At 71.9% G+C, this 23,611-nt stretch carries 18 protein-coding genes; 8 read left to right on the top strand and 10 right to left on the bottom strand.

Annotated elements, in window-relative coordinates; all coding sequences use genetic code 11:
* Positions 1-1,188 carry an NAD(P)/FAD-dependent oxidoreductase gene (locus ABIA38_RS08785; protein WP_424637914.1) on the top strand — a complete coding sequence of 396 codons (1,188 nt, stop codon included), beginning with the start codon at positions 1-3 and terminating at the stop codon, positions 1,186-1,188.
* An 86-nt stretch (positions 1,189-1,274) separates the two neighbouring features.
* On the opposite strand, the gene ABIA38_RS08790 is transcribed toward ABIA38_RS08785, so the two are convergent.
* Genes ABIA38_RS08790 through ABIA38_RS08810 form a run of 5 tightly spaced genes read right to left on the bottom strand, consistent with a single transcriptional unit; the run spans position 1,275 to position 6,696 of the window.
* Positions 1,275-2,546, bottom strand: coding sequence for an MFS transporter (locus ABIA38_RS08790; RefSeq protein ID WP_424637915.1), 1,272 nt, complete (start codon positions 2,544-2,546; stop codon positions 1,275-1,277).
* Between the two features lie 10 nt (positions 2,547-2,556).
* On the bottom strand, positions 2,557-3,123 hold the full coding sequence (locus ABIA38_RS08795) for a GNAT family N-acetyltransferase (RefSeq protein WP_424637916.1): 567 nt from the start codon (positions 3,121-3,123) through the stop codon (positions 2,557-2,559).
* Positions 3,124-4,311 carry a type III PLP-dependent enzyme gene (locus ABIA38_RS08800; RefSeq protein ID WP_424637917.1) on the bottom strand — a complete coding sequence of 396 codons (1,188 nt, stop codon included), beginning with the start codon at positions 4,309-4,311 and terminating at the stop codon, positions 3,124-3,126. It lies immediately after the preceding gene.
* Between the two features lie 16 nt (positions 4,312-4,327).
* Positions 4,328-5,647, bottom strand: coding sequence for a DUF6271 family protein (locus ABIA38_RS08805; RefSeq protein ID WP_424637918.1), 1,320 nt, complete (start codon positions 5,645-5,647; stop codon positions 4,328-4,330).
* The gene (locus ABIA38_RS08810) at positions 5,629-6,696 is read right to left on the bottom strand and encodes a phytanoyl-CoA dioxygenase family protein (protein WP_424637919.1); all 1,068 of its coding nucleotides are present in this window, start codon (positions 6,694-6,696) and stop codon (positions 5,629-5,631) included. Before ABIA38_RS08810 ends, ABIA38_RS08805 begins: the two co-directional genes overlap by 19 nt.
* Before the next feature lie 799 nt (positions 6,697-7,495).
* Between ABIA38_RS08810 and ABIA38_RS08815 the strand changes: the two genes are divergently transcribed.
* Positions 7,496-14,071 (top strand): DUF5979 domain-containing protein, encoded by a 6,576-nt coding sequence (locus ABIA38_RS08815; protein ID WP_424637920.1) that lies wholly within the window; start codon positions 7,496-7,498, stop codon positions 14,069-14,071.
* Between the two features lie 101 nt (positions 14,072-14,172).
* Here the strand turns inward: ABIA38_RS08815 and ABIA38_RS08820 are convergent, their stop codons facing one another.
* Entirely contained in the window at positions 14,173-14,871 is a 699-nt protein-coding gene (locus ABIA38_RS08820) for a type 1 glutamine amidotransferase (RefSeq protein WP_424637921.1), read from the bottom strand.
* Positions 14,872-15,075: 204 nt separating this feature from the next.
* Here ABIA38_RS08820 and ABIA38_RS08825 point away from each other — a divergent pair, with 204 nt between their 5' ends.
* From ABIA38_RS08825 to ABIA38_RS08835, 3 genes are read left to right on the top strand one after another with little or no spacing between them, the layout of a single operon-like run.
* Positions 15,076-15,603, top strand: coding sequence for an amidohydrolase family protein (locus ABIA38_RS08825; RefSeq protein WP_424637922.1), 528 nt, complete (start codon positions 15,076-15,078; stop codon positions 15,601-15,603).
* Positions 15,585-16,514, top strand: coding sequence for a TIGR03619 family F420-dependent LLM class oxidoreductase (locus ABIA38_RS08830; protein ID WP_424637923.1), 930 nt, complete (start codon positions 15,585-15,587; stop codon positions 16,512-16,514). Before ABIA38_RS08825 ends, ABIA38_RS08830 begins: the two co-directional genes overlap by 19 nt.
* 3 nt (positions 16,515-16,517) lie before the next feature.
* Positions 16,518-17,081: a hypothetical protein gene (locus tag ABIA38_RS08835; RefSeq protein ID WP_424637924.1), complete on the top strand. Its 564-nt coding sequence runs from the start codon at positions 16,518-16,520 to the stop codon at positions 17,079-17,081.
* Positions 17,082-17,146: 65 nt separating this feature from the next.
* On the opposite strand, the gene ABIA38_RS08840 is transcribed toward ABIA38_RS08835, so the two are convergent.
* A complete protein-coding gene (locus tag ABIA38_RS08840; RefSeq protein ID WP_424637925.1) occupies positions 17,147-18,052 on the bottom strand; it encodes an SDR family oxidoreductase in 906 nt (301 codons plus the stop codon).
* A 106-nt stretch (positions 18,053-18,158) separates the two neighbouring features.
* Here ABIA38_RS08840 and ABIA38_RS08845 point away from each other — a divergent pair, with 106 nt between their 5' ends.
* On the top strand, positions 18,159-18,725 hold the full coding sequence (locus ABIA38_RS08845; protein WP_424637926.1) for a helix-turn-helix domain-containing protein: 567 nt from the start codon (positions 18,159-18,161) through the stop codon (positions 18,723-18,725).
* A gap of 158 nt (positions 18,726-18,883) precedes the next feature.
* On the opposite strand, the gene ABIA38_RS08850 is transcribed toward ABIA38_RS08845, so the two are convergent.
* On the bottom strand, positions 18,884-19,291 hold the full coding sequence (locus ABIA38_RS08850) for an ArsR/SmtB family transcription factor (RefSeq protein ID WP_424637927.1): 408 nt from the start codon (positions 19,289-19,291) through the stop codon (positions 18,884-18,886).
* Between the two features lie 241 nt (positions 19,292-19,532).
* On the opposite strand from ABIA38_RS08850, the gene ABIA38_RS08855 reads away from it, so the two are divergent.
* Positions 19,533-21,011, top strand: a complete 1,479-nt coding sequence (locus ABIA38_RS08855; RefSeq protein ID WP_424637928.1) for an MFS transporter — start codon at positions 19,533-19,535, stop codon at positions 21,009-21,011.
* Positions 21,012-21,125: 114 nt separating this feature from the next.
* On the opposite strand, the gene ABIA38_RS08860 is transcribed toward ABIA38_RS08855, so the two are convergent.
* A complete protein-coding gene (locus ABIA38_RS08860) occupies positions 21,126-22,244 on the bottom strand; it encodes a hypothetical protein (RefSeq protein ID WP_424637929.1) in 1,119 nt (372 codons plus the stop codon).
* Entirely contained in the window at positions 22,241-22,459 is a 219-nt protein-coding gene (locus tag ABIA38_RS08865) for a hypothetical protein (RefSeq protein ID WP_424637930.1), read from the bottom strand. The genes ABIA38_RS08860 and ABIA38_RS08865 overlap by 4 nt, the downstream gene beginning before the upstream one ends.
* Positions 22,460-22,616: 157 nt before the next feature.
* On the opposite strand from ABIA38_RS08865, the gene ABIA38_RS08870 reads away from it, so the two are divergent.
* Entirely contained in the window at positions 22,617-23,291 is a 675-nt protein-coding gene (locus ABIA38_RS08870) for a TetR/AcrR family transcriptional regulator (protein WP_424637931.1), read from the top strand.
* Positions 23,292-23,611: the final 320 nt, after the last annotated feature.

Here is a 23,611-nt window from a genome sequence, read left to right on the forward strand (position 1 = left end):
ATGACCGATGCCGAACGGGTCGTCGTGGTGGGCGCGTCGATGGGCGGCCTGCGCGCCGCCGAACAATTGCGCGCGGCGGGCTGGACCGGCGCGATCACCGTGGTCGGCGACGAGCCGCACATGCCGTACAACCGGCCGCCGCTGTCCAAGGACGTGCTGGCCGGCGAGGTGTCGCACGCCGCGGTCGCCTTCCGCCTGCGGGCGAGCTGCGCGGACGTCGACTGGCGGCTCGGCGAGGCGGCCGTCGGGGCCGACCTGGCCGGCCGTCGAGTCCGGCTCGCGGGCGGCGAATCGTTGTCCTACGCCGGACTGGTGGTGGCCACCGGGCTGCGCCCGCGACGGCTGAACCGCCCCGGGCCGAGCGCCGGGCGGCATGTCGTCCGCACCCTCGACGACGCACACGGACTGCGGGCCGTCCTGGGGCCCGGGCGACGCGTCGTGGTCGTCGGCGCGGGCTTCATCGGCTGCGAGGTGGCCGCGACGGCCCGCTCACTGGGTGCGGAGGTCACCGTGGTGGCGCCCGAGCCGGAACCGATGTACCGGCCACTGGGCGCCGACCTCGGCGCGGCGCTGCGCCGGCGGCACCTGGCCCGGGGTGTGTGCTTCGAACTCGGCCACACCGTCGACCACTTGACGGGGGAGGAGCGGGTCACCGGGGTGGTCCTGGACGACGGCCGAACGTTGCCGGCGGACGCCGTGGTGGAGGCGGTCGGCTCGATCCCGAACACCGAATGGCTGGCCGGGAACGGCCTCGACCTCGGCGACGGGGTGCGCTGCGACGAACTGCTGCGGGTCGAATCGTGGCCCGACGTGGTCGCGGTGGGCGATGTGGCCCGGTTCGTCAACCCGCGCTACGACGACGTGCCGCGCCGGGTCGAGCACTGGAGTATCCCGACGGACAGCGCGAAGCACGCCGCGCGTACGCTCGCCGCCCACCTCGCCGGCACGGACTGCGTCGCACCCGCATTCGCGCCGCTGCCCACGTTCTGGTCGGACCAGTACGACGAACGCCTCCAGTCCTACGGCGCACCGGGCCTGGGCGGCGCGGACATCCGGCTCCTGGAGGGCGACTGGGACGGGGACTGCGCGGTCGGCTACCACCACGCCGGCACCCTGGTCGGCGTGGTGGCCCTCGGCGGGAAGGCGATCGCACTGGCCACGAAGTACCGCCGGGAACTGGTGGGTTGACCGAGCGCCGCCCCGGCCGGGCCCGGTGGCGCGGCGTCTCCGTCGCCGCCTCGGCCGCGCCCCGGCACGCCCGCCGCCGCCCCGACTCAGGCCGCCGGCTTGGGCTCCGCGGTCGGCGTGGCCCGCGTCGGCGCATCCGCATCCGCATCCGCCTCCGTCGTTGGCTCGGCCTCCCCGTCCCCGACGCTCGTCCAGCGGATCCGGGTCGCGCATACCGACACCAGGAAGGCCGAGACCGCCACCGCGCCCATGCCCCAGACCAGGCTGCTGCCGCTCGCGATGAAGCCGATCACGGCCGGGCCGGCCAGCAGGCCGGTCGTACCCATCGCCGCCACCAGGGCCAGCGCGTCCGAACCCGCGCGCGCCGCCGCGACGTACACACACGGCGTCACCGCCGCGACGCCGAGGCCGACGCACGCGAAGCCGAGGAGGGCCGGTACCACGCCACCCACAAGGAGCGCGACCGCCAACCCCGCCGCCGCCAGCGCACTGCCGACCCGGACGATCCGCCCGTCGCCCCAGCGGGTCCGCCAGCCGTCGGCGAACACCCGGGCCAGCACCATCATCACCGACACCACCGCGATGCCCAGCGGCGCGACGCCCGCCGTCGCATGCGCGACGTCCTTCATGTACAGCGCCGACCAGTCGTTCATCGCCCCCTCGGTGACGGTGCCGAACGCCATCGCCAGCCCCATCCAGAGGGTGAGCCGAGACGGCAGCGTCAACCGCCGCGGTGCCTGGTCCGAGCCCGGGCCGGCAGGCTCGGACGCAGGTTCGGGCGCCGGCGCCGGGTCCTCGGTCAGCAACCCCGGCCCCGCGAAGGCGAGCAGCAGGACCAACACCAGCACCGCCACCGCGAAATGCGCGGCCAGCGTCGAGGTCAGCGTGTTCATCCCGGACGCGAGCAGCGCCGCGCACAACGACCCCGCACTGAACGTGGCGTGCAGTTTGGCCATCGCCGTGCGCTTGAAGCGGACCTCGAGCGCGGCCCCCTGCGCGTTCATCGCCACGTTCAGGCAGCCGACGGCGACCCCGTCCAGGCAGATGATCAGCAACGCGATGGGATAGTTCGGTGCCACCGCGAGCGCGAGCAGCAGCCCGCCCAACACCAGCGCCGACGCCAGCGCGAGCACCCGCGAGCCCAGCCGCCGGGTCAGCACCGCCACCAACGGGAACGAGGCCGCCGCACCCGCGCCGCAGGCCATCAGCAGCAGGCCGACCTCGGCCTCGCTCAGGTCCAGCTTCGTCTTGATCGCGGGCAACCGCGAGGCCCAGGTGGCGTACTGGAGTCCGAGGAAACAGAACAGTGCGGCGATCGCCAACTGCGCGCGGCGGAAGTCATCGCGAACGCGAAACATGTGCATGGGCCTACTTCGTCTTCCGGAGGTGCTCCGCACGCCGGGTCATCGATGGGTTTCGTCTGCTCGGCGCGGCGTCCCCGTCCACCGCCATGGACATGTACACCGCGTCCGCGCCGTAGCTCGCGGACAGCGTGACCTCGCGCACCGGATTGAAGCCGTTCGCCGACCAGAACCGCTCGCTGCCGCCGACCGACACCAGCGAGATGCGCTCGTAGCGTTTGGCCCGGGCGGTGGCCGTCAACCGGTGCAGCAGTTCGCGGGCGAACCCGTGACCCCGGCACCGTTCGGCGATGACGAGATCGTGCAGATGCAGGTTGCGCGAGTGGAAGACCACCTCCTCCGGCCGGGACAGGTCCGGATACTGAAAGATCGGATAGGGCAGCGCCAACAGGTAGCCGGCCGGCTCCTGTTCGAGGTCGAGCACGAAGCACGTGGCCGGCGAGGACCGGCCCCGCGACTCCAACGCGGCCCGCTGCTCGGAGAGCGCGTCGCGGGTGTAGGCCTCGGCCTCGAGGGCGACGATGGCGTCCCAGTCGGCTTCGGTGATGTGCCGAATGCGCACGTCGCGGCCCATCTAGACCAGACCTTCCAGGGAGACGCCGTCGACGCACAGGTACGGCAGCGGACTGAACCCGTTGAACCCCTGGGTCGTGTAGCTGGTGACGTAGGCCCCGCAGGAGAGGATCCACACCGGATCCCCCGACGCGATGCCCTTCGGCACCTGGACCAGGTTGTCCTCGTGGGCGTACGCGTCGTCGCTGTCGCAGGTCGGGCCCGCGATCACGGCCGGCACGTACTCGGTGCCCCCGTGCGAGGGGAACACCAGCCGATACTGCAACTCGTCCATCTCGTACAGGCCGTTGAACTTCCCGCAGGTCAGGTAGAGCCAGTACTGGCGGACCCCGTCCAGTTGTTCGCGCGAGGACAGGCGGGACACCCGGGCCCGGATCGCGCCGTTGTCGGCGACGAAGTAGCGTCCCGGTTCCAGCAGGAAGTCCAGCGGTGCCGCCGAGACCTCGCGAAGTCGCCGGATGCCCTCCCGGATCACCGCGAAGATCTTGTCCAACGGCGGATCCAGCAGCCGGCCTCGCTTGTCCAGATAGCCGAGCGCCGGCAGTCCGCCGCCCAGATTGATGTGGTCCGGCCGGATGCCACGTCGATTCAGCGTGGCGAGTACGTCCGCCAAGCGGTCGATGGCGTCCTGCCACGCCTCGGTGGTCATCTGCTGCGAACCGACGTGCACGGAGAGCCCGGCCGGGACCAGGCCCTCGGCGCGGGCCCGTTCCAGGATGAGCACCGCGTCGGCGGCCGAGCAGCCGAACTTGCGGCTGAGCCCCCACAGCGCGCCGTCGCCGCTGGTCGCCAGTCGGCAGAACACCCGGGAGCCGGGGGCGTGTTCGGCGATCGCCGCGACGTCCTCCAGGCTGTCCGTGGCGAAGTCCCGGACCCCGAGCCGGTACGCGTCGGCGATGTTGCGGTCGGACTTTATCGTGTTGCCGTAGTGGATCCGCTCGACCGGCACGCCGGTCGCGATCGCCTGGGCGATCTCCTGCGGTCCGGCCGCGTCGAAACCGGCCCCCTGTCGGGCCAGGCAGGCCAGCACCTCGTCCACGGGACAGGCCTTCATGGCGAATCGCACGGCGACGTCGGGGAGTTCGCGGAGCAGCGTGGTGTAGCGCTCCTCGATGCCGGCGAGATCGAAGACGATCAGGTCCTCGTCGGCGTCGGCCAGGGCGGTGTGCATGCTTTCGTTCAGGTACATGATGGTCCGGGTCCCACTATTCGTGCGGTTCGTGGACACTCGTGGCCTTGCTCGCGTGGATCAGCCCCGCCCACGCCTCGATCAGCAGTGCGAAGTCCTCGATGTCCGCCTGGGCTTCGTCGAGCAGTCGCGGACCGCGCGCCGCCAGGGTGTCGGCGAACGCGGCGTATCGACCGCCGAGCCGGCGATAGGACCGGTCCAGGCTGCGCAGCCGCTCGATGTTCTCCGCGTGGTCCAGGCGGGTGCTCTCCCGGGCGAACTCGACGATCGTCGCGGGGCGTACATGCCCTGCGTCGTCCACGAGTGCGGGGGAGTCGCCGGCCGCCGCCATCCGGGCGTAGATGTCGTTGAAGTAGAGCATCGACAGGAAGAACTTGGTCAACCGCAGCTGATAGGCCGCGAATCCGGCGTCGGTGCGGCGCTCCGGGGTGTAGAAGTTCACGATGTTGCGGTTGTGCAGGACCCCCGGCAACGCCGCGTCGTGGATCAGGTGCAGCAGGAAGTAGTCGCTGCCGATGGTGTCGGTCGCCGGCGGCAGTGGCACCCGCTCGTAGATGTCCCGGTGGAAACCGACGTTGCACATGTCCACCCGCATCGGGTCGACGACGGTCAGGATCGAGTGGTCCCGGACGAACGGGTCGGTGCCCGCGCCGGTGAACGACTCGGCGACCAACTCCCGCTTTTGCTCGGCCGACCACTCGGGCGGCGCCCACAGGCTGACCACGTCGTGGTAGATCTCCGGGTCCAGGTCGCGGATCTCGCCGATGTCCACCGACAGTTCGCCGACGAAGGAACTGCCGACCAACACCACCGGGCGCGCCGCCCGCGCCGGGTCCAGTGTGGTCTCGGTGACCCCGGACGCCGCGTCGCGGGCGCGCCTGCCGAGTGAACCCAGCTCGTGGTGGATGGGGAAGACCGGTGCGCCGTCCGCCACCTGGTAGTCGCTGTCCGAGTCCCGGCGATGGATGGACGCGCAGCCGAGGGCGCTCGCGATCAGGAACGCCCGATTGGTGCAGGCGCCGTACGACGGCTGCGCCGGGAGCATCAACTCGAGCAGCAGATCCGGCTTGCCGGCGCCGGCGCGGTCCAGCACCGCGCGCAGGAAGTCGCGCTGTTCGGCCTCGCCGAGGTGGTGTGTGACCACGTTCGCCGTGGTGGGTAAGGCCCGTACCGCCTCGGCGTGTTCGGCGAAGGTCGCCGGGTCGGCGGAGTCGAGGATGAGCAGGTGCACCTCGACCTCGAAGTGCCGTGCCGCGTACGCCGCTTCTGCGCCGATGGCGGAGATCGTGGCGGTGCAGGCCCGGTTGGTGGGCAGGGTCAGGCAGATTTTGTGCATGCCGGTTCTCCGGTCGACTGTGCGAGTTCTTGCCCGGTCCAGGAATCGAGCCCCAGGAGCTTGCGGCCGAGGTCGTTCAGCGTTGCCGTTTCGTACCTGAGCGATTCGTGCTTCCTGGCGTCGCCGACGAGCGTCTTGTTCCAGTCCGGGGTGCTCAGCCGGCGCCAGGACTCGACCCGGGACCGGGTCAGCTCCGGATTGCTCTCCAGGGCGGGCATCATCGACAGGTATTGCACCGCCCGTACCCCGCGCCGCGAGCTGTTGCGGGCCACACCGTGCGCGAGCAGGCCGTTCCAGATCAGCAGGTCGCCGGGCGCGAGCTCGGGCCGGATCACCGGGAACTCGGCGCGGTCGACGCCGGGCCGGAGCGGATCCCGGTCGGCGGGCTGTCCGGCCTGCCAGTCGTCGAACCGGTGGAACAGTTCCGGCGAGCACTGGAATCCGCCGTGGTCGGGTGCGGTGGCGTTGAGCGCGATGATGCCCTGGACCCGCTGCGGCGGGATCGCCGCCGTGGTGTCCACGTCCCAGTGCAGCTCGATGTCGAAGCCCTGGTCCGTGGGCGCGATGTGCGCGCGGTCGCGGTCCTTGATGTTCGGCGGGTTCAGGTTGAGGCGATCCAGCGTCACCCACAACTCCTCGCAGTCCCACACGTCGACGAACGCGTCGTAGACGCGCCGGGCCTGCCGGCTGTCCCAGATCAGTTGGTGGTGGTACGCCTCGACGAACCCGTAGATGTGCAGCTCCCGGTCCAGATCGGAGCGGAACTGCCGGTCGGCGGCGTACCAGGTCTCCGGGTGGTCCGGGTCCAGGCCTTGGAAGTCCCACGCGAAGTCGAGCAGTTGCCTCGCCGCGGCGGCCGGGATGGCCTCCTTGACGATGACGTAGCCGTAGCTCTGCCAGAACTCGAAGTCCTGCTCGGACAACACCCGAAGCGGGCGCGACTTGGCCAGGTCCCGCAGCGGCGTGGGGGCCCGGTAGGTCTCACCGGTCTCGCTGAAGTAGGGGATGTCCGAGGCGGCTCGATGGGGATATGGGTCGGGCGTCGGCACGCGTGCACTCCAGGATCGATCATTCCGTGGCTGGGCGAATCGACCGCTCTCGCAGCGGATTTCGGGCATGGGAATACCACGGTCGGCGCCGACCGGGTAGCCGCGCCGGGGCGGCCTCGGGCCATCGCCGAGCGTGAAGTCGTGGGCAGGTGGCGAGAATTCGGCCGACCGACCGAGGCGGGACGCGGTGGAGCGACCGCGCACTCGCCCGGTGGGCGGGCTGCCTCGGGAGGTCCGAGGGCAGGATGCGGCACAGCGCCGACCGGTCGCGCGGGCCGGGACCGGATCCGGTCGCGGAGCGCCCGTCGAGTGGGGCTGTCAGGGGTGAACGGGCTGTTCGGCAAGCGGACTTGGCAAGTGCACGCACTGCCGTCCCCGGCGGGTCGCCCCGTGGAGGTCGTCCTCCGCGAAGCCGGCGCCGGGTTTCCTACCTCCTTGAATTCGGTGCTCCGCACAGGTCGTGAACACCCGAATGCGGACGCACGGCGCCCCGCCGATCAGCCCGCTCGAGCAGCAGGCAGCCAGGCCGGGACACACACCTCTCCGATCCCCGTTCCCCCTAGGTTGGTCTAGACCAACTTTCAGTGTCAACCCCCGTGTTGATCCTTTTTGCAACGGCGCGCGGACGGATGATCACGCGCGACCGTCGGGGATCGTCGCCCGTGGTGACCCGATGGTCCGATCGGGTGGCGTTTGTCCCCGGGGCACGCCGACCGGGTCGAATGCCGAAGAGATCACTAACGATCACTTAATGTGATGATCCACTTACATGGAGTGGTCTGATCTCGCGAGGTAGCGCATGCGCGTACACCCGAGGCTGTTCGTTGGCTGCCTCGTCCTGGTCGCGGCGATGGTCGCCGGCCTGTTCGCCCTGCCCTGGCAGGGCGGGCGCGCAGCCGCCGACGACGGGAGCAAACCCGCCGCCCGCAAGGTGGTCGCGGTCGACGCCGTGGTGGGGATCCAGAAGAAGGTGACCGGGGCCACGATGCCGCTGGAACCCGGCACGGTCTTCTCCTACGAGCTGACCGCGAGCTGCTCGTCGCTGACCACCTCCTGCGTCAATGCCTCGGTCGAGGACGTGCTCCCGGCCGGCTTCGACATCACCTCGCTGCCCAAGACCACCGACACCCGCACCGTGAACTACGACCCGGCCACCCGCCGGCTGGTGATCACCTTCACCGAGCCGCTGCCCAGCCCGCCGGCGCCGGCCGGGAGCACCGGGCTGCCCGCCGGGGCCAGCCGCAACCTGTCCATCGCACTGCGGGTGCCGCAGGAGACCACCTTCCAGGACGGCGCGAAGATCACCAACACCGCCACGATCAAGGCGGACAATGCCGATCCCGCACAGGCGAGCGCCGACGTCACGGTGCGGATCCCGCGCGAGGTCCGACCGATCACCACCAAGCAGTGGGCGGACGGCGCGGCCGTGGCCCAGTCGCACGCACAGAGCACGATCACCCTGGGGGTGCGCAACGCCTCCTCCACCTCCGCGCAGGTCGGCACACTCACCGTCGAGGACGCCGGCCCCGCCACCTTCGACAACTTCGACCTGGTGGGCGTCGGCCCGGTGGACCGTTTCCCGGCGGGCGCCGACCAGGTGCGGGCCCTGGTGTGCACCAAGCCGGTCGGCTCGCCGTGCACCGACGCCGAATACCTCCCCGGCCCCCTCGGCCTCGGCCCCGACGTCCCGCTGCCCCCCGGCGTCGCCCCCGGCCAAGTCACCGGTGTACGCCTGGAGTTCTCCAACTCCACCGGCGCCGTGCTGCCCTACGACCCCACCGGCGGCACGGTGCGGCTGCGCCTGGTACTGCGCGACACGCTGCGCTCGACCGGCGAACCGCTGAATCCGGCCACCCGCAAGACGGTGGCCAACTGCGCCACGACCACCGCCCAGGACCCGGTCGCGGGCGCCGTGACCAGCCCGCCGGCCTGCGCCAACTTCGACATCCTGCCGAACATCGCCACGGTCGCCGCGAGCAAGGAGTTCTTCTCCGACACCAACGGCGACTTCGTCGCGGACGGCGCCGCCGTATTCGGCACCCGCGCACCGGTGACGATCATCGCGAGCGCCACCAACACCGCGTCCTTCCCGGTCGCCTCACTGACCATCACCGAACCGTCCGCGACCGCCGTGAGCGAGTTCGACAAGGTCGATGTGAGCAAGTACCGGATCGACTTCCCCCGCGGCGCGACCGGCGGCACACTGACCGTCACCTGCCGCGACGGCAGCACCCCCACCCCGGTGCCGCTGAGCCGACCGCCGGATCGGCAGGTGCTGCCGACCACCGGCTGCCCCAACGGCGGCCCGCCCAGCCGGGTCTCCGTCACCTTCGTCGGCACCGACGCGGCCGGCCACGGCACCATCGTGCCCAACGCCACCGGCGCACTCGCCCTGCACGGCACGCTCAACGCCAAGGTGGACCAGTCCAACGCGCAGAACGGCGTGGCCAACTGCGCCGACGCCGCCGCGAGCAACCCGGTGGACGGCTCGGGCGACGGCGCCTCCACCGCGTGCCAGGCGCTGCCGCTGGAGTCGCCGCGTACCGACATCCGGCAGAGCAAGTCCGCCGACCAGAACGAACTGCCGCCCGGCAAGCCGGTGACCTTCACCCTGGACCTGGCCAACGAGGGCAACGGCGCGCTGGTACAACCCTCGATCACCGACCCGCCGGACCCGACCGCGACCGGCACCATCTTCGACATCGCCCAACTGACCTCGCTCTCGGTCCGCTACCGCTACCCCTCCGGCCTGCCCGTCGTGCTGGAGGTGTACGACCCCGCCGCCTCGGCGTGGGTGCCCTACAACGCCGACGACGCCGCGCTGCTCGCCCGCGCCCGAGGGGTGCGCGGTCGAGTCGACGGCGAACTGCCCTCGCGCGGTCGGCTGATCCTCGACGTCACCGTGCTGCGCCGGGACGGCGTCCCCGACGGCCAGGCGATCCACAACTGCATGCAGATCGCCTCGGCCGGCACCCCGATCGGCGGCCCGGCGTGCACCGCGACCGACACCACCACCGCGCCGGCCCGGACCGGCGGCTCGATCCAGAAGAGCCTGGCCCCCTCCACCGTCGCGCGTCCGCTCCCGGGCGTCCCGCGCCAGGAGGTGGACCTGCGGATCCGCGCCGAGAACAACGGCAACATCAACCTCAAGCAACTCGTGGTCACCGACAACGACGTCAACTTCTCCGACGCCACGGACCTGGTCCGGATCGCCGGGGTCAGCTTCCCGCCCGGCGCCAACCAGGTCCGGGTGGACGCCTGCACCACCGGGTGCGCCGGCCCCACCCCGACCTGGATCAACGGCACCGTCACCAACAGCGAGACGCCCGCGCTGCCCACCGGCGTGAACGCCGCCGACGTGCGCGGCCTGCGCTTCACCTTCAGCTCCTCGCGCGGCGGCTACGACCTGACGCCCGGGTCCAACTACCCGCCCGACGGCGTGTGTCCGCAGGCCACGGTCTGTCTGAAGGTCACCGCCCGGGAGACGCTGCGCTCGAATCCGGCGACCAAGGTGCCCGACACACTCTCCGACACCGCCCAGGCGGCCGGCGAGAGCACGCTGCAACCGCCCGGCGGGCTCTTCCCGTTCGGCGACAGCACCGCCACGCTGACCCTGCAGGAGGGCACCGCGCAGCTCGCGGTGACCAAGACCCCCGACTCGCGGATCGGCCCCGGCGAGACCGCGCCGTTCACCATCACCGTGCGCAACACCGGCACCGGCGTGGTGCCCGACCCGGTGGTGGCCGACCCGATCCCGGCGCTGCTGCGCTTCGACGAGTCGTTTGCCGGCCCGGGCGGGATGCCCTTCCGGGTGACCGCGACCGGTCCGGGCACCACCCCGACGCCGGTTCCGCTCTACCAGCCGCAGCGCGACGGAACCGGCCTGATCACCAAGGTGATCTGGCGCTTCACCGGCTTCGCCCTGCTGCCGGGCGCCGAACTCAAGATCACCTTCCAGGTCCGACTGGCCCCGGGCGTGCCGGGCGACTCGGTGATCCAGAACATCGCCGGCGCCGGCTCCGACCAGCGCCCCGACCTGGACTGCGCGCCGGGCTCGGCCCGCGAGGGCAAGGCGGTGGACGACGTCGCCAACTTCGGCAAGGGCACCTACTGCACCTCGCGCGCCGAGGTGACCACACTGCCCGGCACCGCGTTCGAGGCATCCAAGTGGGTGACCGGCGACCCGAGTCTGGGCCTGTACAACTCGGTCACCCAGACCTACGTCCCGCTCGACTCGCCGACCTGCCCGCTGTTCAAGAGCGGCGGCCTCACCTACACGCAGTACCCGTGCACCGCGCTGGTCCAGCCAGGACAACGTTTCGAATACCTGATCCGCGCGGTGAACACCGGCACCGAACCGGGCAGGAACATCCGCCTCCTGGACGTCTTCCCCTATCGCGGGGACACCGGCGTACTGCTGGGCAACCAGCAGCGCGGCACCCAGTGGGTCCCGCGCCCGACCCTGACCGGCGCCCCCCAACTGGTCGGCCCCGGCACGCTGAGCACCCGCTACTCCACCGTCGCCAACCCGTGCGGCACCACCATCGAGACCCCCAGCCGAGCGTGTGCGCCGGGCAACTGGCAGGACGGCTTCACCCCGGACACCACCGGCGTGGAGATGGGCGTCGCCTTCGACCCGCTGCTCGCCCCCGGCGGCGAGATCCTGGTCCGGCTGCCGATGGCCTCGCCCGTCGACCTCCAGGAACCGGGCGACCCGGCGATCGCCTGGAACTCCTTCGCCCACTCCGAGACTGTGGTGCGCAACGGCGCCCCGGAGGAACTCCCGGTCACCGAGCCGCCGAAGGTCGGTATCGGGATGCGCTTCGGCAACCTGCGCGTGGACAAGGCGGTCACCGGGCTGCCCGAGGGCCTGCCGCCCGGCCCGTACACGGTCGCCTACCAGTGCACCGTCACCCCCGCCGGCGGCACGCCGCAGAAGGTCCGCGAGGGCACCTGGCAGATCACCCCGTACACGCCGATGGCACTGGTCGGTGTCCCCGCCGGAGCCACCTGCCGGGTCTGGGAGACCGACTCCGCCGGCGCGCACAGCCCACACCTGGGCGAGGCCAACGCACTGACCGCGGTGATCACCCCGGCGCGGCCCGACGAAGAGGGCCAACACCTGGTGATCGCCAACGAGTACACCAAGGCCGGCCTGCGCGTCGAGAAGACCGTCACCGGCGCGGCGGCGGCCGAGGTCGGCACCGGCCCGTTCACCATCCGGGTCGACTGCACCCTCGCTGGGCAACGACTCGCCGGATTCCCCAAGGACCTGGTGTTCGACGGCAAGGGCGTGCAGAGCATCGACCAACTGCCCACCGGCGCCCAGTGCACCGCGACCGAACCGGTCAACGGCGGGGCGACCACCGTCACGGTGACCGCCACCGACTCCGCAGGCGGCCCGACCGGCACCGCGGTGGTCGACTCGGTGCCCGGGAAGATGGCGGGCCTGACCGTGGCCGACGACTTCCCGACCGGATCCCTGCGGGTGGTCAAGCAGATCGACGGCCCGGGTGCGGCGTTCGCCGACCGCACCTTCCGCTTCCGGGTCGCCTGCACCTTCAACGGCAAGCCCGACGCGGTCGTGCGCACCCTCGCGCTCAAGGCCCCCGACCTGACCGGACAACTCGACGACCTGCCCGCCGGCAGCGAGTGCATCGTCACCGAGGTGGACCCGGCCGGCGCCGACCAGGCGCCGCCGCCGGTCGGCCCGGTCACCGTGCGACCCGGCCCGGACCAGCCCGACACGGTGGTGGTGGGCTTCACCAACACCTTCTCCACCGGCTCGATGACCCTGCACAAGGAGGTCGCCGGCGCGCCGAGCGACGCGCCGTACGTACGCGATGCGGTGTTCGAGTTCCGGGTCACCTGCATCCGCGAGGCCGAGGGTACGGGCGGTTCGCCGGCCGTGGCCTTCGTGGTCCGCAAGCGTTACCAGCTCAAGGCCGGGGAGAGCCTGCGGATCCCCGATCTGCCGATCGGCGCGCGCTGTTGGGCCGAGGAGACGGCCACCGGCGGAGCCGGTACGGTCACCGTCGACCACGGCAGCCACGCCGACGCGGTGATCGTCACCAAGGACGCGCCGGACGTGACGATCACCGCGGTCAACACCTTCGCCACCGGCAAGCTGCGCCTGGTCAAGCAGGTCGCGGGCGCCGGTGCCGGATTCGCCGCCGACCGGCAGTACACCCTGCTGCTGTCCTGCACCCTGGACACCGGCGACGGCCGGGTGCTGACCCTGGCCGATCGCCGGCCGTACACCTTCACCGGGGCCGGTGAACGTGATGTCGACCTCGGCTTCCCGCTGCCGACCGGGGCCCGCTGCTGGGCCACCGAGACGCAGAACGGCGGCGCGAGCACCTGGGCGGTGGACCATCATTCGCCGGACACGGCCGTGGTCGTCGGTACCGACCGGACGGTGACGATCACCGCGGTCAACACCTTCGACCAGGGGCAACTCGTGGTCACCAAGAAGGTGACCGGCGCCGCGACCGGGAAGGGTCCCTACACCTTCACCGTCGACTGTGTCGTGCGCGACCTGGACGGCACGGAGTTGCCGATCGTGCTGCCCGCCGCGGACGCGCGCTTCACGCTGGGCGCCGACCAGAGCCGGACGATCGCCGTACCGTCCGGCGCGCGCTGCACGGTCGACGAGGTGGACCGGCCCGCCGACACCGACGTGACTTTTGTGGACACCGATCCGAACCTGCCGCCCGGCGTGGTCCAGGTCGGTACGCAGGCAGCGGTGACGGTGACGAACAGCCATCGCGAGGGGCCGCCGCCTACGACGATGCCGCCTACGTCGCCGCCGCCGACTTCGCAGCCGCCTACCTCGCCGCCGCCGACCACCAACCCGCCGACTTCGCAGCCTCCGACGAGCAAGCCGCCGACGACACCTCCCCCGACGACGCCTCCGCCGACTTCGCAGCCGCCTACGACGCAGCCGCCGACCACCAACCCGCCGACCACGCAGCCGCCGACGAGCCCGCCGCCCACCTCGCAGCCACCTACGTCGCCCCCGCCGACGACTCAGCCGCCGACCTGTCCGCCGACGACTCAGCCCCCGACGACTCAGCCCCCGACGTCCGAGTCACCCACCCCCAACCCGCCGACGTGTCCGCTCGTTCCGCCCACGGGACCCGCGGAGTCCGGTCAACCCACCAAGTCGGCCAAGCCCACCCACCCGCATCCGCACCCGACACCGTCCACCACCCCGCCCGCCGGCGGGGCGAACCCGAGCGGACCCGGGCCCAAGCCCCTCCCGGGCACCGGCGTCGGACTCTCCCCGGTCCTGCTCGCGACCTTCGCCGTAGCGCTGACGGGTATCGGCTTCGTGCTGATCCGAGTCGGCATCCGGAGGCGGAAGCAGAAGTAGGCCGCCGGGTCTGATCAAGCCCCCGCGGCGGGCGCCGGAACCATCGGTGCCCGCCGCAGGGTCGATCCGTGCGACCGACCCCGTGCGACCGACCCCGTGCGTTACCGCCGGTGACTCACCGCGCGCGCCAGGAACGCGTCCACCAGCCCGGCGGCCCGCTCCCGGGCCCCGTCCGGCACCAGGCGCAGTTCGGCGAGATCCAGATCGAGCTCGGCGGCCTGCACGTCGCCGCCGTGGTCCAGCCACGCGCCCGCGACGTCCGGGGTGACCTCCGGATGGAACTGCACGCCGAGCGAGCGACCCACCACATACGCCTGCGGGCCGATCGGCGAGCGGGCGATCTCCCGGCCGCCCGGCGGCACGGTGAAGCGGTCGAAGTGCCACTGGTACCAGGGCCCGGCGGGGATCAGGCCCGGGTCGTCGGTCTCGATCGAATGTTGCCCGATCTCGTACATCGGGGCTCGCTCGACCCGCCCGCCGAGTGCCGCGCTCAGCGCCTGGGCGCCGAAGCAGATCCCGAGTATCGGTATGTCCGCCCGGAACGCCGCGCGCAGCAGCGCCAGCTCGTCGCCGATCCAGCTACCTATGGTCGCGGTGTCGTAGACCGACCACGGCGCGCCCAGCGGCACCACCACGTCGAAGTCCGCCGGATCGGGGAAGGTGACCCGTACGTCGGGGGAGTAGAACCGCTCCTCGGGTACGACCGTCACCTCGTGCAGTTCGTAGCCGCGCTCGACCAGTCGTTCGCCCACGTATCCGGCGTGCGAAGGATGGTCGTGGCGAATGATCAAGGCACGCATCGAAACCCGGCTTTCCGTCCACGAACGGGCTCGACCTTGACCCCGACTCGACCCGACTCGCAAAAATTTGATCCCAAACGATAGGCACGGCTCGGCCGACATCGCAAGGTCTTGTGATGCTGGGGTCCGGTCCATATCGTTTGGCCTCAAATAATATCGGGTGAGCGTGCCCCGGTGTCCGTCCGACAACCCACGGAGACCCGTATGCCGGTCGATGCCGATCTGGTCCTGAGCAACGGCCGCGTCCTCACCGTGGACGCCGCGTTCACCGTCGCCGAGGCACTCGCGGTGCGCGCCGGTCGGCTCGTCGCGGTCGGCTCGGACGCCGAGATCCGGCCGCTGATCGGCCCCGACACCGAGGTGATCGACCTGGCCGGGCGCACCGCGCTGCCCGGGATCAACGACTCGCACCTGCACGCGTGCGCGTTCGGCGCCACCCGGCCACCGCTCGCGGTCGACGTGTCCCACCCCGCCGCCGGCTCGATCGCCGACGTGGCCGCCGCCGCCCGGCACGCGCAAAGCCTGCCCCCGGACGCGTGGGTGATCGGGAACGGCTGGGACATCGGCTACGTCCCCGACGGCGACCTGATTGCCGCCGAGGCACACAAGATCCCCGAACTCACCGTCGCCTCACCGTGTACACGGCCGAATAGGACCGGACTTCGCACCCCCTCACACCGCGAATCCCACCACAGTGAAAGGCAGGACCCACCATGCCCGCACCACGCCTGATCCTGGTGCTCAGCGAGAACTGGACGCTGACCGATCCACACGACCTGCCCGCCCTGGTCCGGATGGCGGTCGAGGCGGAGGACGCCGGCTTCGATGGCGTCATGGTCAGCGAGCACATCGTGCTCGGCCCCGGCGCGGACGCGAACGGGCTGATGGCCAACCCGCGCGAATACGCGCTGCCCGGCAACCAGGACCCGGCCACGCCGTGGCCCAACTCGCTGCTCCTGCTGGCCGCGATCGCCGCGCGGACCAGCCGGGTGCGGCTGATCGCGGCCGGGGTGATCGCGCCGCTGCGCCATCCGCTCGCGCTGGCCCAGCAGTTGGCCACGCTCGATCTGCTCGCCGAGGGGCGTTTGGTGGCGCAGCCGATCGTGAGTTGGCATCGGCCCGAATACGCCGCGCTCGGCGTCCCGTTCGAGCGGCGCGGGCGGCTCCTGGACGAGCACCTGGCCGCGTGGGAGGTGCTGTGGCGGGACACCCCGGCCTCCTTCGCCGGCGAGCACTACCGCTTCACCGACGCCTACCTGGTGCCCAAGCCCTACCGCCCGTCCGGCCCGCGGTTGTGGGTGGGCGGCAGCTCGGTACACGACGCGCTGCTGCGCCGGCTGGTCCGCTACGGCCACGGGTTCCACCCGCTCGGGCAGCCCACCGACGCGGAACTCACCCGCCTGCGCACCGAGTTGCTTGCCGCCGGCCGCGACCCGGAAGCCCTGGAAATGGTCGGCGGAATCCGCCCCACCTTCCCGGACGCGCACCGCCCCGCCCCGATCGCCCCCGCCCTGGAGACAATCCCCGAACAAATGGCCCGCGGCTTCACCACGATCTGCGTCAAACCCTCGCAGTACACCGACGACCCGGCCGGCGTGGGCCCCCTGTGCCGCGAGATCGTCCGACGGGTCGCCGGGATGTAGGGGGTGCCCGACGCCGCACACATGATGGGGCTCGAACAGCCCGACCCGGTCGCCGACGCGCCGGCCTCGTTCCTGCCGAAATCCTGGGCGGGATATGGGTTTTGCCGATCCGACGGCCGGGCTACCGTGAAGGACATGGCGGCGGAGTGGTGGTCCATCGAGGTATTCGACGCCGGGACGTCGGCCCGGTCGTGGCAGGTTGCCTCCGCCGATCCGCCGATCCGCCGATCCGCCGATCCGCCGATCCGCCGATCCGCCGATCCGCCGGCGGCCTCGGCGCTGACCGCCGGTGCGCTGATGTGGCAGTGGCGGACACATTCGAGGGGCCTGGTCTTCGAGATCTCCTTCCGGGACGAGGCCGACTGGCAGGCGTGGCGCGCGCTGCCGGCCGTGCGGGCGGCGCTGGACGCGGTGCCCGACCCGATCGCGGGCCTGCACATCCATCGAGGCCGAGGTGGCGCCGCCGGCGAGTACGTCCCGCGCCGCCCCCGCCCGGCGCCGAGCGCGGCGGCGGTCGAACTCCCGGAGGACGACCCACCCCGCCGCTCGAACTCGGCGCACTGGTGACCGAGTCCCCGACGCCCCCCTAGGGCCCGACACCGAACCGGGCGAACGCGCTTCGGTGTCGCCGGCTACACGGAGGCGGTTCGGAAGTAGTGGTCCTGGTCCAGGTCTTCGAGCAGGCCGGGGTGGGTGGGCTGCCAGCCCAGGAGTTTGCGGGTCAGGGTGCTGGAGGTCGGGATGTCGGTGGCGAAGAACGTGCCGAGCCAGCCGAAGTGTTCGGTCGCCTGCTCGGGGGCGATGGCGGCCACCGGGACGTCGAGTCGGCGGCCGATCAGCTCGGCGATGGTGCGGGTCGGGACTCCTTCGTCCGCGACGCCGTGCAGCACGGATCCGGCCGGCGCCTGCTCGACCGCGAGCCGGAACAGCCGTGCGGCGTCGAAGCGGTGCGCCGCCGGCCAGCGGTTCGATCCGTCGCCGACGTAGGCGGAGACACCCTTGGCCCGGGCGATGTCGATCAGCGCCGGCACGAAGGCGTGATCGCCCTCGCCGTGCACCGACGGGGGCAGGCGCAGTACGGCGGAGCGCACACCGCGCGTGGCGAGGTCCAGGGTGACCCGCGCCGCCGCGGCGCGCACCGCGCCGGGTGCGGCGGGGTCGGGCTGGTCACGCTCGGTGGCGATCCCCTCGTGGGCGAGACCCAGCGTCCCGGAGGCGACGACCAGGGGCCGATCGGAGCCCTCCAGCGCGGCGCCGAGCGTTTCGATGGCCCGCACGTCGATGCGCGCCGAGTCCGGCATCCGGGAGAAGTCGTGGACGTAGGCGAGGTGGATGACGCCGTCGGAGTCGTCCGCGCCGGCCCGCAGGCTGTCGAGGTCTTCGAGGTCGCCGCGCCGTACCTCGGCCCCGGCGGCGACCAGCGCCTGCGCGGCCCCGTCGGAGCGGGCCAGGCCGACGACCTTGTGGCCCGCGCCGATGAGTTCGGGAACGACGGCGGAACCGATGAAGCCGGAGGCGCCGGTGACGAAAACACGCATGGGAGGAACTCCAAGCGATGGTCGGGAGACAGGTTGATGTCAGTCGCTGTCATCAACGACCGTAGCACTTGATGTCAGTGACTGTCATCAAGGTAGGATCGCCCACATGGGTCGATGGGAGCCGAACGCACGTGGGCGGCTCGAACAGGCTGCGCTGGAGCTGTACGGGGAGCGCGGGTACGAGCAGACCACGGTCGCGGAGATCGCCAAGCGCGCCGGGCTCACGGAACGTACGTTCTTTCGGCACTTCGCCGACAAGCGTGAGGTGTTGTTCGGGGGCGCGGGTGCGCTTCAGGAGCTTTTCGTGACCGGCGTGGCCGACGCCCCCGAGGGCGCGCCGCCGATCGATGCGATGGCCGCGGCCCTCGACGCCGCCGCCGGGCTGTTCGTGGGGCGGCGCGAATTCGCCCGTCGGCGGTGGGCGGCGATCGCGGCGAACGCGGACCTGCGGGAGCGCGAGTTGATCAAGCTCGCGTCATTGGCCGCGGCCCTGGCCGAGGCGCTGCGCGGGCGCGGCGTCGCGGAACCGGCGGCGAGCCTGGCCGCCGAGGTGGGCATCGGCGTATTCAGGGTCGCCTGCCAACGCTGGATCGAGGACTCGGGCGAGCTCGACCTGGCGCAGCTGATGCGCGAGTCGCTCGCCGTACTCAAGGCCGTGGCCGCCGGCAACTGACCACGGCCGGCGGCTGGTTGCGGACTGCTGCCGCCACAGACGTCGGGTCGGCCGTGCCGCGCACCCGCTCGGCGCGGTCCCTTCGCGGGTGCCGGGTGGGGGCCACTGTTTGGGCGCCGGGGCAACCGCCCCGGTGAACGCCGAGTCGGGCCCGCCGCTCACCGGCCCGGCGCGTCCGCCGTTCGCGAGCCCGATGCCGTGCCCGTCGCCCACGCGCCCGTCCCGGCCGCCTCCGGGTGCTTCGGGTCCGGCCCGTCGTTCCGGGCGCCGGTCAGGATCGCGTCGAGGAGACCCGGGTAGCGGGCGTCCAGGTCCGCGCGGCGCAGCGACAGCAGATTCTCTCGGCCGGACGGCTCCTGGCGGATGACGCCGCTGTCCCGGAGTACGCGCCAGTGGTGCGTCATGGTCGACTTCGAGGTCACCCCGAGCACGGCCAGCACGCTGCCGCAGTTGTGTTCACCGCCGGCGTCCAGCACCCGTACGGCGCCGAGTCGCAGCGGGTTGCCGAGGGCGGTCAGCACGCCCTCGATCCGGATCTGGTCGCGGTCTGGGTGGCGGAAGCTCATGCTCCAACTGTACCGCGACATTCGAACAATCCGCCGTGGCCTGCCATTTGACCTGCGCCTATTGCGCAATTTCGGCGCCTGGACGGGCCCGGATCGGCCCGGAGCAGCGGGATCGGCCTTGCCGGATAGTCCAACTGTACGCAATCATTCGTACGGTTGCGATCGATCGGACGACCACGCCCGTCGATCGCCGGATCCATGCCACAAGACCGATACATGACCCGAAATGGGGCGTATCCGCATGTCCGCTTCCTCCGCGCCGGCCGGACCGGGGACCAGCTCCGGCTCCGCCGGGCGACACCTCGGCTGGACGCTCGCGCTGCTGGCCCTGGCGCAGTCGATCTACGCCCTCGACCTCAACATCGTCTTCGTCGCGCTCCCCGAGATCGGCTCGGACCTGGGCTTCCCGGGCCAGACCCAACAACTCGTGGTCAGCGCGTACGTCGTCTTCGCGGGCGGCTTCCTCCTGGTCGGCGGGCGCGCCGCGGACCTGCTCGGCCGGCGGCGGACCTTCGTCGTCGCGCTCTCCGGCTACGCGGTGTCCTCGCTGGCGGGCGGCCTCGCGCCGAACGCCGGCACGATCATCGCCGCGCGCGCCGTACAGGGCGTCGCCGGCGCGCTGCTCCTGCCCGCCACCCTGGCGCTGATCAACACCCTCTTCGAGGAGGGCCCCAAGCGGAACCGGGCACTCGCGGTCTGGGGCGGCGCGGGCGCCAGCGGACTGACCATCGGCGCCCTGCTCGGCGGCGTGCTGACCGAGAACTTCGGCTGGCCCGCCGTGTTCTTCGTCAATGTGCCGCTGGCCGGACTGGTCGCGGTGGCCGCGCTGTTCGTCATCCCGCGCGACCCGGCCCGAGGGGCTCGCCGCCGCTTCGACTTCCCCGGTGCGCTCAGCGTCACCGCGGGCTCCACGCTGCTCGTGGCCGCCCTCGTCGAGGGACCCGAACTCGGTTGGGGCAGCCCGGTGGTGGTCGGCGCCTTCGTGCTCGCGGTGCTGCTGCTCGCGCTGTTCGCGGTGGTCGAGGCGCGCACCGCCGACCCGCTGATGCCGTTCCGGCTGTTCCGCAACCGCAGCCTCACCGTCGGGATGAGCATCACCTTCATCTACATGGCCACCTTCGGTGTCCTGCCGTACTTCCTCACCGTGCTGATGCAGAGCGTGCACGGCTACAGCGCACTGGAGACCGGACTCGCCTTCCTGATCCCCTCGATCGCGATCGCCGCCGGCACCCAGGGCGGGGAACGCCTGGCCACTCGGATCGGCAATCGCCGTACGCTCCTGATCGGCTTCGTGATCGGCGCGCTCGGCACCGCCGCACTGGCGGCCGGCTTCGACGCCGATGCCGGCTACGCCCTCCTGGTACCCGGCCTGGTCGTCTCCGGCGTCGGTCAGGGCATCGTCTGGACCGCGATGTGGATCGCCGCCGCCACCGGCACCGCCGCCGCCGAACAGGGCGTCGCCAACGGCATCGCGTCCACCACGCTCAACCTCGGCAACGCCATCGGCCTCGCCGTGTTCACCGCGATCGCCGACCTCGGCACCGGCGGCAAGAGCGGCGCGGCACTGCGCGACGCCACCGCCGACGGCGAGTTCCTGGTCGTCCTGCTGACCGCGGTCGGGATGATCGTCGGCCTGCTGGTCACGCTCGCGCTGCGCCGAAACAGTGCCCCCACGCCCGTCGCGGTTCCGCAGGACGGGGAGGCGATCGCCGCCCGGTGAAGCAGGGACGGCGGCCGGCGAAGCCCGGCTCGGCGCGGACGGTCGGCGCAATCGGCGCCGACCGTCCGCGTCCCGGTCCCCGCGCCTGCCTCCGCCGCGCCGAGGACCCACGCCCTACGGGCTCTCCTCCTCCGCGTACTCCCGGAAGACCGGCAGCGCCAGGATCCGTTCCTTGGCGCCGTCGTCCATCAGTTCCATCAGCGGCAACACCACGTCCCACAGGTCGCGTTCGGACACGGTGCCGACCAGGGCGTCCAGTTCGGCGTCGGTGAGCCGACCGGCGGCCGAGGCGATCACGGCCCGGGACGGCTCCGGGAGCACCTCGACCAGGGGCAGGAACTCCGCCCACAGCCGGGTGGCCACCACCGCCCGGACCACCGCGCCGAGCACCTCCTCGATTCGCAACGTCGGCAACTCGGCGACCGCGCGCAGGTCGTCCGGATCCAGCAGCGCAACCAGCGGCAACAACGCCTCCCACAACCCCTGTTCGTGGACGAAGAGCACCAACGAGTCCAGCCGATCCGGGTCCTGACGGGCGGTCAGCCGGGCAATCCGGACCCGATGACCGGGCCCGACCAGGCCCGCCACGGTGAGTGCTTCGGGCCACAGGCCGGCCGCGGCCGAGCGGATCACCGACTCGAGCCGGTCCGGACCGAGCAGGTCCACCACATGGTCCAGACACTGCGCGTCGTCGATGTAGCAGCCGGCCCGCAACACCACGGTGTCGTCCACCTCGGCCAGGATCCGGCGCAGCGCGCCGTCCGGGATCCGGCCGACGAACCGGCCCATGGTGACGAAGTCGCCCGCGTCGGCGAGCGCTCGGGCGATGCCCACCAGGAGGTCCTCGTCCAGCCGGTCGACCAGGTCGCGCACCTGCCGGGGGTCCAGATGGGGCGTGGCCGCGACGGCGAACGCCAGCGGCACCCGCTCGATGATGTCCACCGCGCGGGCCGCCTCCAACCGCCCGGCCACGCGCGCCGCGAGCTGCGGGCCCAGCGCCTTCTGCGAGATGGTCGCGGCCACCACGGCGGGCACCAGCTTGGTGGCCCGGGCGATCCGGTCGAGCATGTCCGGCCGGGTGTCGAAGAGCGTCGCGGTGGTCTGCTCGCGGAAGCGCCGTACGTCCGCCGCGGGTCGGTCGTGCAGGAAGTCCAGCCGTTCGGCCGGTACTTCGAGCAGTCGGGCGAGCTTGTCGATCTCGATCCGAGTCAACAGGACGTCCACGCCGATCACCGGAACAGGATGCGTCGAACCGGACCCCGGGCGAGCGCGGGGACCAGGCGCAACGCGTTCTCGGCCGCCTCGTCGAGTCCGGCCGACTGCCGTTCGCGGCCGGCGGCCAGGGATGTGGCGAGGAACTCCAGGTCGGCCTCGGACAGGGTGTCGAAGCTGCCGGGCGGCGGGGCGGCCAGCGCGATTTCGAGCCGGCGGAATGCTTGAGTGGTCACAGGCCCTCCAGATGCTCCGGCCGGAACGTCCGGCCGGTTCCGGCGGCCGGATCGTGCGGCGCGCCGGGAACTCGAGGCGTACGGACGTTTCGTAAATTAGACGCCATGTCTCATAAGGGCAATACCCACGGGAGATCGGGCCGGCTACGCTGTGCCGATGAGCCGTGAACCTCGTTCCGCGCCGCCCGAATCCCGGCGGCGCCGGCTCTCCGCCGCCCAGCGGCGCGGCGAACTGGTCGCGGCGGCCCAGCAGTTGTTCAGCCGACGGGCACCTGACGGGGTGACCATCGACGAGATCGCGGCCGAGGCGGGCGCGTCCCGGCCACTGGTCTACCGGTTCTTCTCGTCCAAGCGGGAGTTGTACGAGGCGGCGCTGACCCAGGCCGCGGACGAGCTGATCACCCGCTTCGACACCCCGCACGAAGGTCCGTTGGCCGAGCGGCTGCACCGGATCGTGCTGGCCTACCTGGTGTTCGTGGAACGGCACGCGGCCGGCTACCTCGCGCTGCTGCGCGGCGCCTCGGCGGTCGAGGCGTCGCACGCCACCGCGGTGATCGACCGGGTCCGGCGGCACGCGGTGGAGCAGATGTGCCTGCACCTGGAGATCGAAGAGCCGGGCCCCTGGCTGGAGTTGACGGTACGCACGGCCATCGCCCTGATCGAGGCCACGGCCCAGATCTGGCTGGCGGACACACACGTACCGGCACCGGAACTGGCCGACTGGCTGGTGGACCAAATCAGCACGATGTTCACCGCAACCGCCACCCGAGACCCACAGACCGCCGACGTACTACGCCACGCGACGCCCCACCCACGCCCAACCCGAACTTGACCCGCGCCGGGACCGCGCCCGCCGGCTGGGTCCGTGCCGGCTGGGCCCGTGCCAGCTGGGTCCGTGCCGGGATCGCCTGTGTCGGGTGGGCCGGTGCCGGGATCGCCTGTGTCGGGTGGGCCGGTGCCGGGATCGCCTGTGCCGGCTGGGCCCGTGCCGGGATCGCCCGTGCCGGGCTGGGCCCGTGCCGGGATCGCCTGTGTCGGGTGGGCCGGTGCCGGAGCCCCGCCTGTGCCGGCTGCGCCCGTGCCGGAACCGCCTGTGCCGGCTGGGCCGGTGCCGGGATCGCCCGTGCCGGCTGGGCCGGTGCCGGAGCCCCG

Origin of the sequence: Embleya sp. AB8 (assembly GCF_049739465.1) — a bacterium.
Taxonomy (GTDB): domain Bacteria; phylum Actinomycetota; class Actinomycetes; order Streptomycetales; family Streptomycetaceae; genus Embleya.

Excerpts from the sequence above, each read along its gene's own strand:
- ABIA38_RS08785 (WP_424637914.1), top strand. The coding sequence starts at position 1 with ATGACCGATGCCGAACGGGTCGTCGTGGTGGGCGCGTCGATGGGCGGC.
- ABIA38_RS08790 (WP_424637915.1), bottom strand. The coding sequence starts at position 2,546 with ATGTTTCGCGTTCGCGATGACTTCCGCCGCGCGCAGTTGGCGATCGCC.
- ABIA38_RS08795 (WP_424637916.1), bottom strand. The coding sequence starts at position 3,123 with ATGGGCCGCGACGTGCGCATTCGGCACATCACCGAAGCCGACTGGGAC.
- ABIA38_RS08800 (WP_424637917.1), bottom strand. The coding sequence starts at position 4,311 with ATGTACCTGAACGAAAGCATGCACACCGCCCTGGCCGACGCCGACGAG.
- ABIA38_RS08805 (WP_424637918.1), bottom strand. The coding sequence starts at position 5,647 with ATGCACAAAATCTGCCTGACCCTGCCCACCAACCGGGCCTGCACCGCC.
- ABIA38_RS08815 (WP_424637920.1), top strand. The coding sequence starts at position 7,496 with ATGCGCGTACACCCGAGGCTGTTCGTTGGCTGCCTCGTCCTGGTCGCG.
- ABIA38_RS08820 (WP_424637921.1), bottom strand. The coding sequence starts at position 14,871 with ATGCGTGCCTTGATCATTCGCCACGACCATCCTTCGCACGCCGGATAC.
- ABIA38_RS08825 (WP_424637922.1), top strand. The coding sequence starts at position 15,076 with ATGCCGGTCGATGCCGATCTGGTCCTGAGCAACGGCCGCGTCCTCACC.
- ABIA38_RS08830 (WP_424637923.1), top strand. The coding sequence starts at position 15,585 with ATGCCCGCACCACGCCTGATCCTGGTGCTCAGCGAGAACTGGACGCTG.
- ABIA38_RS08840 (WP_424637925.1), bottom strand. The coding sequence starts at position 18,052 with ATGCGTGTTTTCGTCACCGGCGCCTCCGGCTTCATCGGTTCCGCCGTC.
- ABIA38_RS08845 (WP_424637926.1), top strand. The coding sequence starts at position 18,159 with ATGGGTCGATGGGAGCCGAACGCACGTGGGCGGCTCGAACAGGCTGCG.
- ABIA38_RS08850 (WP_424637927.1), bottom strand. The coding sequence starts at position 19,291 with ATGAGCTTCCGCCACCCAGACCGCGACCAGATCCGGATCGAGGGCGTG.
- ABIA38_RS08855 (WP_424637928.1), top strand. The coding sequence starts at position 19,533 with ATGTCCGCTTCCTCCGCGCCGGCCGGACCGGGGACCAGCTCCGGCTCC.
- ABIA38_RS08870 (WP_424637931.1), top strand. The coding sequence starts at position 22,617 with ATGAGCCGTGAACCTCGTTCCGCGCCGCCCGAATCCCGGCGGCGCCGG.